Genomic DNA, 14,959 nt, shown 5'->3' with positions numbered 1-14,959 from the left:
GGCCCAACAGCATATGGAATACACCGCCCACTCGGAGTAATGTGCCCGCCTATCTGTTTCTTCTCTCAGCTCTTTTCCAAGGAAGTGGAACATGCTGCGACGCCGCATGCTGATCATGTTGGGTGTTGTCCTGCTGGTGGTGCTGTTGCTGGCGGGCTACAAGGCCTTCTCCATCTACCAGCAAATCCAGATGTTTTCTGCACCCAAACCGCCGGTCAGCGTCGCCGTGGCCAAGGCCACCGAGCAACCCTGGCAGTCTCGCCTGCCCACCGTAGGCAGCCTCAAGGCCCTGCAAGGCGTTGACCTGAGCCTGGAAATTGCCGGGACCGTGCAAAAGGTGCAGTTCGAATCAGGGCAGAAGGTCAAGGCTGGCCAACCGATCCTGCAACTGGACAGCGAAGTCGAAAGTGCCCTGCTGGAAACCGCACAGGCCGACCTCGGCTTGTCACAGTTGGACTTCGGCCGCGGCCGTCAACTGGTGGGCAGCCAGGCGATTTCCAAGGGCGAATTCGACCGTCTCTCGGCGCAGCTGAAAAAGAACCAGGCCACGGTCAACCAGCTCAAGGCTTCGTTGGCGAAGAAACACATCGTCGCGCCATTCAGCGGCACCATCGGCATTCGCCAGGTGGACGTCGGCGACTACCTGGCCAGCGGCACGGTGATCGCGACCCTGCAAGACCTCAGCAGCCTGTATGTGGACTTCTACGTGCCTGAGCAGGCGGTGCCTCGATTGGCTATCGCGCTGCCGGTCAACGTCAGCGTCTCGGCCTACCCCGGCCAGACCTTCACCGCCACCATCAGCGCCATCAACCCCAAGGTCGAAGACAGCACTCGCAACGTGCTGGTACGCGCCACCCTCGCCAACCCGGACGGCAAATTGTTGCCCGGCATGTTCGCCAATCTGCAGGTTATCCTGCCCAATGTGGCCGCCGGTATCGTCGTGCCGGAAAGCGCCGTGACCTACACGCTCTATGGCAACTCCATGTACGTGGTAACGCAAAAGAAAACCGCCGACGGCAGTGTCGAAAAGGATGACAAGGACCAGCCGCTGCTGATCGCCGAACGGCGCTTCGTCGAGACCGGCGAACGGCGTGACGGCAAGGTGCTGGTGACCAAGGGCCTGCAGAGCGGCGAACAGGTCGTGATCGCCGGCCAGATCAAGCTGGACAACGGTACGCCCATCGCCATCGGCGATGACAAGACCCTGACCGAACAGAACAGCCCGCCACGCGCGGACTGATCAAGGAACTCCCATGGCTTTTACCGATCCGTTCATCCGCCGCCCGGTGCTTGCCACCGTGGTCAGCCTGCTGATCGTGCTGCTGGGCTTCCAGGCCTGGAGCAAGTTGCCCTTGCGTCAGTATCCGCAGATGGAAAACGCCTTGATCACGGTGACCACTGCTTACCCGGGGGCCAACGCCGAAACCATCCAGGGCTACATTACCCAACCGATGCAACAGAGCCTGGCCAGTGCCGAGGGCATCGACTACATGACATCGGTCAGCCGCCAGAACTTCTCGGTCATCTCGGTCTATGCCCGTATCGGTTCCAACAGCGACCGGCTCTATACCGAACTGCTGGCCAAGGCCAGCGAGGTCAAGAACGAGCTGCCCCAGGAATCGGAAGACCCGGTGCTCAGCCGCGAGGCCGCCGACGCCTCGGCACTGATGTACATCAGTTTCTTCAGCAAGGAATTGAATAACCCACAGATCACCGACTATCTGTCGCGGGTAATCCAACCCAAACTGGCGACACTGCCAGGCATGGCTGAGGCCGAGATCCTCGGCAACCAGGTCTTTGCCATGCGCTTGTGGCTGGACCCGATCAAGCTCGCCGGTTTCGGCCTGACCGCCGCCGACGTGACCAATGCCGTGCGCCAGCACAACTTCCTCTCCGCAGCCGGTGAAGTGAAAGGCGAGTACGTAGTCACCAGCATCAACGCCAACACCGAGCTCAAGTCCGCAGAAGCATTCGCCGCGATTGCGCTCAAGACCGAAGGCGACAGCCGCGTGTTGCTGCGGGACGTGGCACGGGTGGAAATGGGTGCCGAAAACTACGACACCGTCAGCTCCTTCGGTGGCACGCCTTCGGTTTACATCGGCATCAAGGCAACACCGGGCGCCAACCCCCTCGATGTCATCAAGGAAGTGCGCAAGATCATGCCGGAAGTGGAGGCGCAGTTGCCCTCCAACCTCAAGGCCGAGATCGCCTACGATGCGACGCTGTTCATCCAGGCATCCATCGACGAGGTGGTCAAGACCCTGTTCGAGGCAGTGCTGATCGTGATCGTCGTGGTGTTCCTGTTCCTCGGCGCGCTGCGTTCGGTACTCATCCCGGTGGTGACCATTCCATTGTCGATGATCGGCGTGATGTTCTTCATGCAGCTCATGGGTTATTCCATGAACCTGCTGACGTTGCTCGCCATGGTGTTGGCGATCGGTCTGGTGGTGGACGACGCCATCGTGGTGGTGGAGAACATTCACCGGCACATCGAAAAAGGCAAGACCCCGTTCGACGCCGCGATAGATGGCGCGCGCGAAATAGCCATGCCGGTGGTCTCGATGACCATCACGCTGGCGGCGGTGTATGCGCCGATTGGCCTGCTCGAAGGCCTGACGGGGGCGCTGTTCAAGGAGTTCGCACTGACCCTGGCCGGAGCGGTGGTGATATCCGGAATCGTCGCCCTGACCCTGTCGCCGATGATGTGCGCGATGCTGCTGCGCCATGACGAAAACCCGTCGGGACTGGCCCATCGACTGGACGTGATCTTCGAACGCTGGAAGAGCCGTTACCAGCGCATGCTTCACGGCACGCTCAATACCCGTCCGGTGGTCCTGGTGTTTGCCGTGATCGTCCTGCTGCTGATCCCGGTGTTGATCATGTTCACCAGGTCGGAACTGGCGCCCGACGAAGACCAGGGCATCATCTTCATGATGGCGAACGCCCCGCAGCCCACTAACCTCGACTACCTGAACAGCTACACCGATCACTTCATTACCATCTTCAAGGAGTTTCCGGAGTACTACTCCTCGTTCCAGATCAACGGCTACAACGGCGTGCAATCGGGCATCGGCGGTTTCCTGCTCAAGCCTTGGAACGAACGCAGCCGCACACAAATGGAAATCCTGCCCGAAGTCCAGGCCAAGCTGGAAAGCGTGCCTGGCCTGCAGATCTTCGGTTTCAACCTGCCTTCACTGCCCGGAACCGGCGAAGGCCTGCCGTTCGCGTTCGTCATCAATTCGCCGAAAGACTATGCGACGCTGCTGGAGGTGGCCGACCGGGTGAAGAAACGCGCGGTGGAATCCGGCAAATTTGCTTTCATGGACATCGACCTGGCTTTCGACAAGCCTGAAGTAGTGGTGGACATCGATCGTGAAAAGGCCGCCCAGATGGGCGTTTCGATGCAGGACCTGGGCGCAACCCTGGCGACATTGCTGGGTGAATCCGAGATCAACCGCTTTACGCTCGAAGGGCGCAGCTACAAGGTCATCGCCCAGGTCGAACGACCGTTCCGGGACAATCCGGACTGGTTGAACAACTACTACGTGAAGAATGCCCAGGGTGAATCGCTACCGTTGTCGACGCTGATCAAGGTGAGCGACCGGGCCCGACCGCGGCAACTGAACCAGTTCCAGCAGCTGAACGCCGTCACGATCTCTGGCTTCCCCACGGTGAGCATGGGCGAGGCCATCGAGACCGTGCGCCAGATTGCACGCGAGGAAGCACCGGTGGGATTCTCCTTCGATTACGCCAGTGCTTCGCGCCAATTCGTACAGGAGGGCAGCGCGCTGTGGGCAACCTTTGCCCTGGCGCTGGCCATTATCTTCCTGGTGCTGGCTGCGCAGTTCGAAAGTTTCCGGGACCCGCTGGTGATCCTGGTAACGGTGCCACTGTCCATTTGCGGAGCGCTGATCCCGCTGTTCCTCGGGTGGTCAAGCATGAATATCTACACTCAGGTGGGGCTGGTGACGCTGATCGGATTGATCAGCAAGCACGGTATTCTCATCGTCGAGTTCGCCAACCAGCTGCGCAAGGAACAGGGCCTGAGCCCGCGGGATGCAGTGGAACAAGCGGCGTCGATTCGCCTGCGGCCCGTATTGATGACCACCGCCGCGATGGTGTTCGGCATGGTGCCGTTGATCCTGGCCACAGGAGCCGGGGCGGTAAGCCGCTTCGACATCGGCATGGTCATCGCCACGGGCATGACGGTCGGCACCTTGTTCACCTTGTTCGTATTGCCCTGTGTATACACCTTGTTGGCAAAACCGGACAAAGCCTGAGACACGAGCATCACGGGACGCTTGTGGTGCATGGAATCCGCAGGAAAATAAAAGGCCTCGCAACTGCGAGGCCTTTTATTGTTAACCATGACACTTAACTCTGCGGCCGCATGCCTTGAGACAGGCTGAACATGAACAGCAACAGGTCGTCATCCGGTCGGATCGCCTCGCTGGTCTTGGCCACGCGAGGCACAGGGCAATGCGCGCCAACCGTGGAGGCACTGAGGATTTGCGAACGCGGCTGTTCCCACACCGCCACCGCCATTGATGCAACTGCCAGGGCTCCGACTAAAAATAAACCTCTAGCAATTTCTAGTTTCATCGCTATAAACCTTTGATAGCGCTGCCAAACGCCGTCTCATAAAAGTAGACCAGTTTTTTCCAGTCGGCGCCTTGGAACGACGAATGGCGCCGTAGCTGCTTCATGTCGTGGTACGCCGCACTTCGAGCCGTCAGGCGTTGCCTGCATTTTTCCAGATCCAGCAATGCCACTTCGGCCTTGGCCGATTCGCCTTCTCCAGTCACACGCACAAATACGTGCTTGATGTAGAGACAGCCATGCTGCCAACGACCCTTGTGCATGCGAGCGAGGTTTTCAGCCAATGCCTCGAGGATACGGTCATGAACTGCCTCGCCATGACGTTCACGACCGCCCGCCGCGTACCAATGCTCGATTTCCTCGAAGCCATCCAGCGCTTGGGTAACCAGCAGCGCGCGCCATTTATGTACCGGGTCCCGCTGCGCACCGCAAAAGACAATCTGGGGCACCGTGACATTGAGTTCGGTCAAGGCCAGAAGCGCTCGTTCTTCGCGCAGCACAGTCGGGCGACCGAACGGGTGCAACAGGCTGCGGTAGATGTGGCCGGTCTGGCGCTTTGCATAAAGCAGTGTTCCATCGCTGCTAAGCCGCTGCACACCACTTTCACCGCCACGCCGCGTATTGGGTTCTTCGACCCACTCCCCGCGCTGATTCCAAAAATGATCAAAGCAACTACGAGAAGCCGCTGGGGCTTCTACTGCCGATACAGCCATGCCCTGTTACCCCTTGCGTAATACGTAAACTCGCCACATGGCATAGAGCGGTAGGAAATCAAGTTGTTCCAGAATGCGAAACCCAGCCTGTCGGAATTCGTCCTCTACTGTAGCAACCGGTAACACAAATCGGTTTTGGTAGTCTTTCTGCCCACGCGTGCGCTCCAGGCGCTTGCGTTTCCAAGCCTTGAAATTGCCATCGACCCACAACGAAACGATCACGCTGTCACGGCTGACACGCTCGAATTCCCGCAGGATCGCCAGGCGGTGCGCGGGTTCCCCAATGTGGTGCAGCAAGCGCATGCAAAAAATGCTGTCGACGGCGTTATCAGGCAAGGCGATGTCGAACGCAGAAGTGTGCAAAGGTTGTACCCGTTTTACGGCGTCGGCGGGTTGAACGCTCATTGCGGTCTTCAACATGGCTTCGGAATTGTCCGCACCGATGATTACCCGGTTCGGTTTTTCCGCCAGCAAGGACCAGAAACGCCCTGCGCCGCACGGCAGATCCAAGACCAAGCCAGGATCACCGGCCAGGGCCAGGGCGCGGCGGGCCAGTTGCTGGTCCCGCTGGTTGGAGAGACGGCGGCTCAGGCCGCTGCGATGCTTATGGAAATACTCTTTGGCGTGCTGTTCATCGTACTTTTCGGAAAAATCCAGCTTGATGGCTTTGGACATTGGGGGGCTCTCCGTTATTGATCAGCCCACCCTATGAACCGGCGCGTCATCGCCGCGTGAAAAAACCGTCATGTAAGCGAAGGAATCATTTCAAATTTTTTCGGCGAGCCGTCATCCCTTCGGATTCAAATCCACTTCGAAACGGCAGCCGTTAGGCTCCATCGTGCTGAGGCTGACTGTCCAACCCTGGTCCTCGCAAATTCGCTGCACCAACGACAGGCCCAGCCCCAGACCCTCGCCGCGCTTTTCATTACCGCGCACGAATGGCTCGAACATCGCCTCGCGCTTCTCCTCGGGAATCCCCACGCCGCTGTCTTCGACCACGAACCCCGTGGCGGTCAGCGAGACGCGGATAAAGCCCTGGTCGGTGTAGTGCAAGGCGTTACGCAGCAAATTCCCCATGACGGCAGTCAGGAATGTGGCGTTATACGGCGTATCGGTGGTGTGGCCTGGATCGAAAACCAACGTGAGGCCCTTGGACTCGATGGGCGTGCGCCAGACCCCGAGAAGGTTTTCTGCCACCTGTCCCAATGTCGCCCGGGGCGACATCCCGTTGTCTTCACGCTGGGCCCGGGCGAGCATCAGGAAGGTCTGCACCAGCTCGCGCATTTCTTCACTGGCACGGTTGATGCGCTCGACCTGAGTGCGCCCCCGCTGATCCAGTGCCGGATTTTCCAACAGCAGTTCGCAGGACGTGGCCAAGACCATCAACGGGGTGCGCAGCTCATGGCTGACATCGCTGGTGAACAGCCGCTCACGGGTCAGGGCTTGGCGCAGCCGCCCCAATGTCGCGTCGAAGGCCACGGCCAGCTCGCCCACTTCGTCGGCGGCGTAGTCCGGGGCCAGCGGCGGAGCAAGTCCCAGCAGTTGGTCGCGATGCCGCACTTGCCGGGCCAGGCGAACCACCGGCGCCATCACTCGGCGTGCCAGCACCCAGCCCAGGAATACCGCCAACGCCAGGCTGAGCACGAAACCCACCAGCACCACGGCGAAGAGCACGCGTTCGCGCTCTTCGAAATCGCTCTGGTCTTGCAATAACACGTAGTGCCGGCCGTCAACGATCTCCACCATCGCGTGATAGGACAGTTGCTCGCGAAACACTTCATGGAAGCCACGGCCGAGGTGGCGCAAATCCTTGGGCAGCTCGAAATCACCCGGGCCGCCACTGAAGTAGAACAATTGGTCGGGTTCAGGGCGATGACTCCAGTCGGAAACACTGTCCATCAGCAGCAGGCGTTGCAGGTCTCCACCGAGACCGGCGGAAATCAGTTTCTCTTCCACCAGGTGAACCGTTGCCACGATGCCGAGGGCAAAAGCCCCCGCAACCAAAGCGCTCATCAGCGCGAAAGCGATAATGATCCGTTGGGCAAGGCTTTGCTTAAACTCCATCTCGGCCCTCGGCCAAGCGGTAACCAACGCCGTGCACCGTGTGCAGCAACGGCTTCTCGAACGGCTTGTCGATCACCTGGCGCAATTGGTGGACATGGCTGCGCAAGCTGTCACTGTCCGGACAATCGTCTCCCCACAAGGCTTCTTCGAGGATTTCGCGGCGCAGCACATGAGGGCTTTTCTGCATCAATACCGCCAGCAGCTTCAGGCCAACGGGGTTGAGCTTGAGCAGCCGACCTTCACGGGTCACTTCCAATGTATCGAGGTCGTAGCTCAAGTCTCCGACCTGCAGGGCACGCCGGCCGCCGCCCTGGGCGCGTCGCATGACCGCTTCGATCCGCGCTGCCAGCTCGGACAAGGCAAAAGGTTTGACCAGATAATCGTCAGCCCCGGATTTGAACCCTTGCAGACGGTCGTCCAGCTGGTCTCGCGCAGTGAGCATGATCACCGGCGTATCGCGCCGGGCATCTTCGCGCAAGCGCTTGCACAAGGTGTAGCCGTCGATGCCCGGCAGCATGATATCGAGCACGATCAAGTCATAGTGCTCGGTCGCGGCCAGGTGCAACCCCGACAAACCGTCCTGGGCGCAATCGACGATATACCCCTTGAGCCCCAGGTAATCGGCCAGGTTGGCCAGGATGTCACGGTTGTCTTCGACCAATAGAATTCGCATGGGCATCTCCTCTGCGCACGTAGGCAATCGTCGTGGCCCGCGCAGCTTAAGGCCAAGCGTGCCACACCGCTAGGTGTTGTATCCGCTTGTGTCAGGCCAGCGGGAAACAATCCCGGAAGAGTCAGCTGGATTGACGAGTTTTTCACCACGGATTCACGCCTCGCCAACGCCGCGCGGAACAGACTCCGCATCACCCTGCTGCCCACGAAGACTTCCCACATAGCTTCCCACATAGGTATCGCCATGGTTTCCACCGCCCTGCGCCCCGCTTCCAGACCGCTGAACGTACGGATCGCCCTGGGTGTTCCTGCCGCAGTCGCGCTCACTCTGGTGCTGCTGGAACTGACCACGCTGGATATGACATTGGCCAAGCTTTTCTACAGCTCCGCTGATGGCGGATTCATCGGGCGGCACAGTTTTTTTCTCGAAGACATCCTGCACGACCGGGCCAAACAACTGGTCATCGTCTTTTCGGTATTTTCGGTCCTCGGCTTCGTCGCTTCGTTTTTTATCGCTCGACTCGCGCCTTTCAAACGGGAGCTGGGTTGCCTGGTCCTGTCGCTCGCGCTGGCAACTGCCTTTGTCACGCCGCTCAAAGCGGTGACGGCCGTGCAATGTCCCTGGAGCCTGAAGGAATTTGGCGGCAAGGAAATCTACAGTGAATTGCTGAGTCCGCGTCCGGCGACGGACAAACCTGGCCGCTGCTGGCCGGGCGGGCACGCCGCCACTGGTTTTACCCTCTTCGCGCTGTTTTTCGTACTGCGTGATCGCCGCCCACGCCTGGCTCGCCAGGCGCTTATCTTCGCATTTGGGCTGGGTACGGTGTTTTCCGTGGGCCGGATGATGCAAGGGGCGCACTTTTTCTCCCACAACGTGTGGACGGCGGTGTTCTGTTGGCTGATTTGCCTGGGCTGTTATTACTGGGTTCTCTACCGGCCGGCCTCCAAGGATGAGCGTGCGGTTGGCGTTCAGCCCGTCAGCGCCTGAGCTGCCGTCGCTGGGTGAATCCAAGGTATTAAAAAACCCCGCCGGCTTTCGCAGGCGGGGTTTTTCGCTACAGGGGTAAGGCTGGCTTACATCATGCCGCCCATGCCACCCATGCCGCCCATGTCTGGCATGCCGCCGCCAGCTGGAGCGTCATCCTTGATTTCAGCGATCATCGCCTCGGTGGTGATCATCAGGCTGGCAATCGACGAAGCCGCTTGCAGAGCCGAACGAGTCACTTTGGCTGGGTCCAGGATACCCATTTCGATCATGTCGCCGTATTCGCCGGTGGCAGCGTTGTAACCGTAGTTACCCGAACCCTGCTTGACCTTGTCGACCACTACGCTTGGCTCGTCGCCGGAGTTGGCAACGATCTGGCGCAGAGGCGCTTCAACAGCGCGACGCAGCAACTGGATGCCCACGTTCTGGTCATCGTTGTCGCCCTTGAGCTCGCTGATGGCTTGCAGGGCACGAACCAGTGCCACGCCGCCGCCAGGCACCACGCCTTCTTCGACGGCTGCGCGGGTCGCGTGCAGGGCGTCTTCAACGCGGGCTTTCTTCTCTTTCATTTCAACTTCGGAACCGGCGCCAACCTTGATGACAGCAACACCGCCGGACAGCTTGGCCAGGCGCTCTTGCAGTTTTTCACGGTCGTAGTCGGACGAAGTCTCGGCAACTTGTGCGCGGATCTGGGTCACGCGAGCCTGGATGTCAGTCTCAACGCCAGCGCCGTCGATGACGGTGGTGTTTTCCTTGGTCACGGTCACGCGCTTGGCATTACCCAGGTGTTCCAGGGTAGCGCTTTCCAGGCTCAGGCCGATCTCTTCGGAGATAACGGTACCGCCGGTCAGAACAGCGATGTCCTGCAGCATGGCCTTGCGACGATCGCCGAAGCCCGGTGCCTTGACGGCAACGACCTTGACGATACCGCGCATGTTGTTCACAACCAGGGTCGCCAGGGCTTCGCCTTCAACGTCTTCGCTCACGATCAACAGCGGGCGGCCGGCCTTGGCAACAGCTTCCAGCACTGGCAGCAGCTCACGGATGTTGGAGATCTTTTTGTCGACCAGCAGGATCAGCGGACCGTCGAGCTCGGCGGTCATGGTGTCCGGCTTGTTGACGAAGTACGGGGACAGGTAGCCACGGTCGAACTGCATGCCTTCTACAACCGACAGTTCGTTTTCCAGGCCCGAGCCTTCTTCAACGGTGATCACGCCTTCTTTACCGACTTTTTCCATGGCTTCGGCAATGATGTCGCCGATGGAGCTGTCGGAGTTGGCGGAGATGGTGCCGACCTGAGCGATTGCCTTGGTGTCAGCGCATGGCTTGGACAGGGCCTTGAGCTCTTTGACAATGGCGATGGTTGCCTTGTCGATACCGCGCTTGAGGTCCATCGGGTTCATGCCGGCAGCGACGGCTTTCAGGCCTTCGTTGACGATCGACTGAGCCAGTACGGTAGCGGTGGTGGTACCGTCGCCGGCGTCATCGTTGGCACGGGAGGCAACGTCTTTGACCAGCTGCGCGCCCATGTTTTCGAAGCGATCTTTCAGCTCGATTTCTTTGGCAACGGATACGCCGTCCTTGGTGATGGTCGGAGCGCCGAAGCTCTTCTCGATGATCACGTTACGGCCTTTCGGGCCCAGGGTCGCTTTTACTGCGTCAGCCAGGACGTTGACACCGGCGAGCATTTTCTTGCGGGCGGAATCGCCGAATTTAACTTCTTTAGCAGCCATGATCGATATTCCTTAAATACTTTGTAGTAGCGGGAAAATGAGCGGGGAATCAGCCTTCGACAACAGCGAGGATTTCGCTTTCGCCGATAACCAGCAGGTCTTCACCGTCGACTTTCACTGTGTTGCTGCCGGAGTAAGGGCCGAACACAACCTTGTCACCCACTTTCACGGACAGCGCACGTACTTCACCGTTTTCCAGGGCTTTGCCTGGGCCTACAGCGAGGACTTCACCCTGGTTTGGCTTTTCGGCAGCCGAACCTGGCAGGACGATACCGCCAGCGGTTTTCTTTTCTTCTTCGCTGCGACGGACGACGACGCGGTCATGCAGAGGACGAAGCTTCATTGTCGATCTCTCCTAATTGTGGTTTTCATCGGCCGGTGTAGTCCCGGCGGGTTTAACGGATCCGGCGGTGCCGGGTGCGGTTCGTCAAGCGAACCGCGGAAGTCTGTCCGGTGTTGCCACCGGAAACCTTGCGGTGACCCATACATAAGGGCGTGCAAGCCGATTACAAGGGTCGGGGGTGAAATTTTTTACTTAACGAGCAAAACGAACACGGCACCCGAAGGTGCCGTGTGATTGACTGCCGTGTCACTGAAAAGCTACTTGGGATCGCGGTGTTCGAATTCGCCTTCGATCACGTTGGGCTCGCGGCCCAGGGGTTCTCGCGGAGCCGGCCCGCCACGTGGCTGCAGGTCGTCGGCGAACGCCCGCTGGTGCATCGCCTGTTCTTCGGCGCGCCGGCGCATTTTATTGGCCAGCAACCGACGGGTGATTGGCAACAACATGACCAGGCCCAGCACATCGCTGATGAAGCCAGGCAGGATCAACAGACCGCCACCCAGGGCGAGCATCAGGCCCTCGAGCATGGTCTGCGCAGGCAGCTCGCCCCGACTCAGGCTTTCACGGGCACGCAGCGCCGTGGCAAGGCCGGCGATACGCAGCACGAACACGCCGAGCATCGAGCCGAGAATGACCAGCAGCAGCGCCGGGAAAAACCCGATCGCACCGCTGACCTTGACGAATACGAACAGCTCCAACACTGGGAATAGCAGAAAGAGCAACAAAAAAGGGCGCATCAAATGGTTCCTCAACGCAAGAATGCCTTGCTATGAAAACCTAAATGACGTCGCCCTTTCGTGAATTCAAGCGTCAACCTCGGCATTTTTTGGCCATTGTTCAGCGTGGGCCAGATAAACCAAGGCTTCGCGCACTTGTGTCGGCGTGTTGCAGGGCGTGGGAAACGCCAGCCAATGCAGGCCCTGCCCGATGCGCAGGTGCATGCCTTCGCTGTCGATGCCCACCAGTTGCGCCGGTTCGCTTTTCGGCAGGCCGGCCAGCTCCACGTAATGGGCGATGGCCTTGGCGTGATCGGCGTTCATGTGCTCGATCATGCTGGCTTCGGCCTTGCCGGCGAAGGGGTTGGCCAGGGTGAGCTGATCGACCCAGTGAATGGCGCCAAAGCCGCCGATGTAGCGATGACGCACCGGCTCGAGCGCCCAGAAATCGAAGTCATGGGCCTTGTGATAGTTCTGCGAGTCAGGGAAGAAGCGGTAATAACGCTCGGCGGCAGCCTCGATGGCGGCACTGTCCTCGAGTTTTCGAGCCTCGGCCAGGTAAGTCAGGCGCCCCACGGCCTGCACATCCTCGGCGCCTCGCTCGCCCACCAGCATCGAGCACTTGGGGTCTTTTTGCAGATTGTGGGTGTGCTGGGCTATCCGGCTGATCAGAATCAACGGCCGGCCTTGCTCATCCAGGCAATACGGGACCACGGAGCCGAACGGAAAGCCGGGCATGGATTTGGAATGGGTGGAGAGCATTCCGCGGTATTCCTTGAGCAGCAGTTCACGGGCATGCTTGGCAGCTTCAACGCTCAATTTATGACTCCTTTTATGAAATCCGTCTAGAAAACGGTCAGGCGACTGGAGTAATGTTCCGATACACCTAGGGGGACAGTTCTCGCGTGCAAACGGGCTAACCCGTCGCAAATGAGAGGCCGCCCGAAGGGTCCCCTCCACCGCTGTGCCATCTGGACATGAGAATGCAACTCACTGACAAAGTAATCATTATCACTGGCGGTTGCCAGGGTCTGGGCCGCTCCATGGCCGAGTATTTCGCGGGCAAAGGCGCGAAGCTGGCGTTGGTGGACCTCAACCAGGAAAAACTCGACCAGGCCGTTGCTGCCTGCACAGCCAAGGGTGTCGAGGCGCGTGCCTACCTGTGCAACGTAGCCAATGAAGACCAGGTGATCGACATGGTCGCCCGGGTCGCCGACGACTTCGGCGCGATCCATGGGCTGATCAACAACGCCGGGATCCTGCGTGATGGCCTGCTGCTCAAGGTCAAGGACGGCGAAATGACCAAGATGAGCCTGGCCCAGTGGCAGGCCGTGATCGATGTCAACCTCACCGGCGTGTTCCTGTGCACGCGCGAGGTGGCGGCGAAAATGGTCGAGCTGGAGAACAGCGGCGCCATCATCAATATCTCGTCGATTTCCCGTGCCGGCAATGTCGGCCAGACCAACTACTCGGCCGCCAAGGCCGGTGTGGCAGCCGCAACCGTGACCTGGGCCAAGGAACTGGCGCGCTACGGTATTCGCGTGGCGGGTATCGCACCGGGCTTCATCGAAACCGAGATGACGCTGGGCATGAAGCCCGAGGCCCTGGAAAAAATGACGTCCGGGATCCCGCTCAAGCGCATGGGCAAGCCCGAAGAAATCGCCCATTCGGCCGCCTACATTTTCGAGAACGACTACTACACCGGGCGCATCCTGGAAATGGACGGCGGACTGCGGATCTGACATCACAGCTGAGGGAAGCGCGCTTGCCCGCTTCCCTCTCTGATCAGCCGGTCATCAATCGTCGCTGACGGTAATGTTCGGCATCGCCGGCGTCGCCGCTTCCTGCAACACGATCCGCGCGCCCACGTGGCGGGCCAACTCTTGATAGACCATGGCGATCTGGCTATCCGGCTCGGCGATGACGGTTGGCTTGCCGCCATCGGCCTGTTCGCGGATCAGCATCGACAGCGGTAGCGAGGCCAGTAGCTCAACGCCGTACTGGGTTGCCAGTTTTTCACCACCGCCTTCACCGAACAGATGCTCGGCGTGTCCGCAATTGGAGCAGATGTGCACGGCCATGTTTTCCACCACGCCCAGCACCGGGATGTTCACTTTGCGGAACATCTCCACGCCCTTGCGGGCGTCCAGCAAGGCCAGGTCTTGAGGGGTGGTGACGATTACCGCGCCGGCCACCGGGACTTTCTGTGCCAGGGTCAGCTGGATGTCACCGGTGCCCGGCGGCATGTCGATCACCAGGTAATCCAGGTCGCCCCACGCGGTTTGCGTGACCAACTGCAGCAAGGCGCCCGAAACCATTGGCCCGCGCCAGACCATCGGCGTGTTGTCGTCGGTCAGGAACGCCATGGACATGACTTCCACGCCATGGGACTGGATCGGCACGAACCATTTCTGGTCCTTGACCTGGGGCCGCGTGCCCTCGGCGACGCCGAACATGATGCCCTGGCTCGGGCCGTAGATGTCGGCGTCGAGAATACCGACCTTCGCCCCTTCGCGGGCCAAGGCCAGGGCCAGGTTGGCGGCGGTGGTGGACTTGCCGACGCCGCCCTTGCCCGACGCCACGGCGATCACATTCTTGACGTTGGCCAGCCCCGGCACTTGCGCCTGGGCCTTGTGGGCGGCAATCACGCTGTTGACCTGGACCTTTGCGGCTGTCACGCCCTCCAGGCCCTCGATCGCCATCTGCAGCATTTGCGCCCAACCGCTCTTGAACAGATCGGCGGCATAGCCAATTTCCAGCTGGACGCTGACACGATCCCCCTGGATATCGATGGCGCGCACACATCCTGCGCTGACCGGGTCCTGGTTCAGGTAGGGGTCGGTGTATTGGCGAAGAACGGCTTCCACCGCTGCGCGATTGACGGCGCTCATGGGCAACTCCGATAGCAAGACTTGAAAACAGGCCGTTATCCTACGCCGCGCGCTCCCGCATGGCGACCCGATTACAGCAGGGCGAACACCTTTTGTGGCGAGGGGATTTATCCCCGCTGGGTTGCGAAGCGACCCCAAAACCTGGCGCCTCGGTGAGTCAGGCTGATCGGGTTCTAATGTTTTAGGACTGCTGCGCAGTCCAACGGGGCGGTGCGACGTTTCGCTAAATCCCCTCGCCACAGGTGT

14 protein-coding genes are annotated in these 14,959 nt (G+C 60.0%); 4 read left to right on the top strand and 10 right to left on the bottom strand.

Annotated features, from left to right (window positions below):
* Positions 1-91: 91 nt before the first annotated feature.
* Positions 92-1,240 carry an efflux RND transporter periplasmic adaptor subunit gene (locus HU742_RS05915; protein WP_186635775.1) on the top strand — a complete coding sequence of 383 codons (1,149 nt, stop codon included), beginning with the start codon at positions 92-94 and terminating at the stop codon, positions 1,238-1,240.
* 13 nt (positions 1,241-1,253) lie between these two features.
* Positions 1,254-4,280 carry a multidrug efflux RND transporter permease subunit gene (locus tag HU742_RS05910; protein ID WP_186643651.1) on the top strand — a complete coding sequence of 1,009 codons (3,027 nt, stop codon included), beginning with the start codon at positions 1,254-1,256 and terminating at the stop codon, positions 4,278-4,280.
* A 94-nt stretch (positions 4,281-4,374) separates the two neighbouring features.
* Here the strand turns inward: HU742_RS05910 and HU742_RS05905 are convergent, their stop codons facing one another.
* The 5 genes from HU742_RS05905 to colR form a co-directional block, all read right to left on the bottom strand.
* Positions 4,375-4,602: a hypothetical protein gene (locus HU742_RS05905; RefSeq protein ID WP_186612310.1), complete on the bottom strand. Its 228-nt coding sequence runs from the start codon at positions 4,600-4,602 to the stop codon at positions 4,375-4,377.
* 2 nt (positions 4,603-4,604) lie between these two features.
* Positions 4,605-5,312, bottom strand: a complete 708-nt coding sequence (locus HU742_RS05900; RefSeq protein ID WP_186635769.1) for a lipopolysaccharide kinase InaA family protein — start codon at positions 5,310-5,312, stop codon at positions 4,605-4,607.
* A 6-nt stretch (positions 5,313-5,318) separates the two neighbouring features.
* Positions 5,319-5,987, bottom strand: coding sequence for a class I SAM-dependent methyltransferase (locus HU742_RS05895; RefSeq protein WP_186635766.1), 669 nt, complete (start codon positions 5,985-5,987; stop codon positions 5,319-5,321).
* A gap of 111 nt (positions 5,988-6,098) precedes the next feature.
* Complete coding sequence (locus tag HU742_RS05890; protein ID WP_186635763.1) at positions 6,099-7,376, bottom strand: sensor histidine kinase; 1,278 nt, start codon at positions 7,374-7,376, stop codon at positions 6,099-6,101.
* Entirely contained in the window at positions 7,366-8,049 is a 684-nt protein-coding gene (colR, locus tag HU742_RS05885; protein ID WP_186643650.1) for a two-component system response regulator ColR, read from the bottom strand. The genes HU742_RS05890 and colR overlap by 11 nt, the downstream gene beginning before the upstream one ends.
* Before the next feature lie 243 nt (positions 8,050-8,292).
* Here colR and HU742_RS05880 point away from each other — a divergent pair, with 243 nt between their 5' ends.
* A complete protein-coding gene (locus HU742_RS05880) occupies positions 8,293-9,036 on the top strand; it encodes a phosphatase PAP2 family protein (RefSeq protein ID WP_186635757.1) in 744 nt (247 codons plus the stop codon).
* A gap of 86 nt (positions 9,037-9,122) precedes the next feature.
* On the opposite strand, the gene groL is transcribed toward HU742_RS05880, so the two are convergent.
* From groL to HU742_RS05860, 4 genes are all read right to left on the bottom strand, one after another.
* Entirely contained in the window at positions 9,123-10,766 is a 1,644-nt protein-coding gene (gene groL / locus HU742_RS05875) for a chaperonin GroEL (protein WP_186635754.1), read from the bottom strand.
* A gap of 49 nt (positions 10,767-10,815) precedes the next feature.
* Entirely contained in the window at positions 10,816-11,109 is a 294-nt protein-coding gene (locus HU742_RS05870) for a co-chaperone GroES (RefSeq protein WP_024619193.1), read from the bottom strand.
* A gap of 257 nt (positions 11,110-11,366) precedes the next feature.
* Positions 11,367-11,843, bottom strand: a complete 477-nt coding sequence (locus tag HU742_RS05865; protein ID WP_186611610.1) for an FxsA family protein — start codon at positions 11,841-11,843, stop codon at positions 11,367-11,369.
* 66 nt (positions 11,844-11,909) lie between these two features.
* Positions 11,910-12,641 (bottom strand): HugZ family pyridoxamine 5'-phosphate oxidase, encoded by a 732-nt coding sequence (locus HU742_RS05860; RefSeq protein WP_186635751.1) that lies wholly within the window; start codon positions 12,639-12,641, stop codon positions 11,910-11,912.
* A gap of 164 nt (positions 12,642-12,805) precedes the next feature.
* Here HU742_RS05860 and HU742_RS05855 point away from each other — a divergent pair, with 164 nt between their 5' ends.
* A complete protein-coding gene (locus tag HU742_RS05855; RefSeq protein WP_186635748.1) occupies positions 12,806-13,564 on the top strand; it encodes an SDR family oxidoreductase in 759 nt (252 codons plus the stop codon).
* A gap of 54 nt (positions 13,565-13,618) precedes the next feature.
* Here HU742_RS05855 and apbC read toward each other — a convergent pair whose 3' ends face one another.
* Positions 13,619-14,713 (bottom strand): iron-sulfur cluster carrier protein ApbC, encoded by a 1,095-nt coding sequence (apbC, locus tag HU742_RS05850; protein ID WP_186635745.1) that lies wholly within the window; start codon positions 14,711-14,713, stop codon positions 13,619-13,621.
* Positions 14,714-14,959 lie beyond the last annotated feature (246 nt).

The organism is Pseudomonas marvdashtae (assembly GCF_014268655.2).
In the GTDB taxonomy this organism is placed as follows: Bacteria; Pseudomonadota; Gammaproteobacteria; order Pseudomonadales; family Pseudomonadaceae; genus Aquipseudomonas; species Aquipseudomonas marvdashtae.
The sequence above is the reverse complement of the archived record's forward strand: the minus strand, read 5'-3'. Positions and strand labels throughout refer to the sequence as shown.

Coding starts and splice junctions, on each gene's coding strand:
- HU742_RS05900 (WP_186635769.1), bottom strand. CDS start 5,312: ATGGCTGTATCGGCAGTAGAAGCCCCAGCGGCTTCTCGTAGTTGCTTT.
- HU742_RS05910 (WP_186643651.1), top strand. CDS start 1,254: ATGGCTTTTACCGATCCGTTCATCCGCCGCCCGGTGCTTGCCACCGTG.
- HU742_RS05890 (WP_186635763.1), bottom strand. CDS start 7,376: ATGGAGTTTAAGCAAAGCCTTGCCCAACGGATCATTATCGCTTTCGCG.
- groL (WP_186635754.1), bottom strand. CDS start 10,766: ATGGCTGCTAAAGAAGTTAAATTCGGCGATTCCGCCCGCAAGAAAATG.
- HU742_RS05870 (WP_024619193.1), bottom strand. CDS start 11,109: ATGAAGCTTCGTCCTCTGCATGACCGCGTCGTCGTCCGTCGCAGCGAA.
- HU742_RS05895 (WP_186635766.1), bottom strand. CDS start 5,987: ATGTCCAAAGCCATCAAGCTGGATTTTTCCGAAAAGTACGATGAACAG.
- colR (WP_186643650.1), bottom strand. CDS start 8,049: ATGCGAATTCTATTGGTCGAAGACAACCGTGACATCCTGGCCAACCTG.
- apbC (WP_186635745.1), bottom strand. CDS start 14,713: ATGAGCGCCGTCAATCGCGCAGCGGTGGAAGCCGTTCTTCGCCAATAC.
- HU742_RS05915 (WP_186635775.1), top strand. CDS start 92: ATGCTGCGACGCCGCATGCTGATCATGTTGGGTGTTGTCCTGCTGGTG.
- HU742_RS05865 (WP_186611610.1), bottom strand. CDS start 11,843: ATGCGCCCTTTTTTGTTGCTCTTTCTGCTATTCCCAGTGTTGGAGCTG.
- HU742_RS05905 (WP_186612310.1), bottom strand. CDS start 4,602: ATGAAACTAGAAATTGCTAGAGGTTTATTTTTAGTCGGAGCCCTGGCA.
- HU742_RS05855 (WP_186635748.1), top strand. CDS start 12,806: ATGCAACTCACTGACAAAGTAATCATTATCACTGGCGGTTGCCAGGGT.
- HU742_RS05880 (WP_186635757.1), top strand. CDS start 8,293: ATGGTTTCCACCGCCCTGCGCCCCGCTTCCAGACCGCTGAACGTACGG.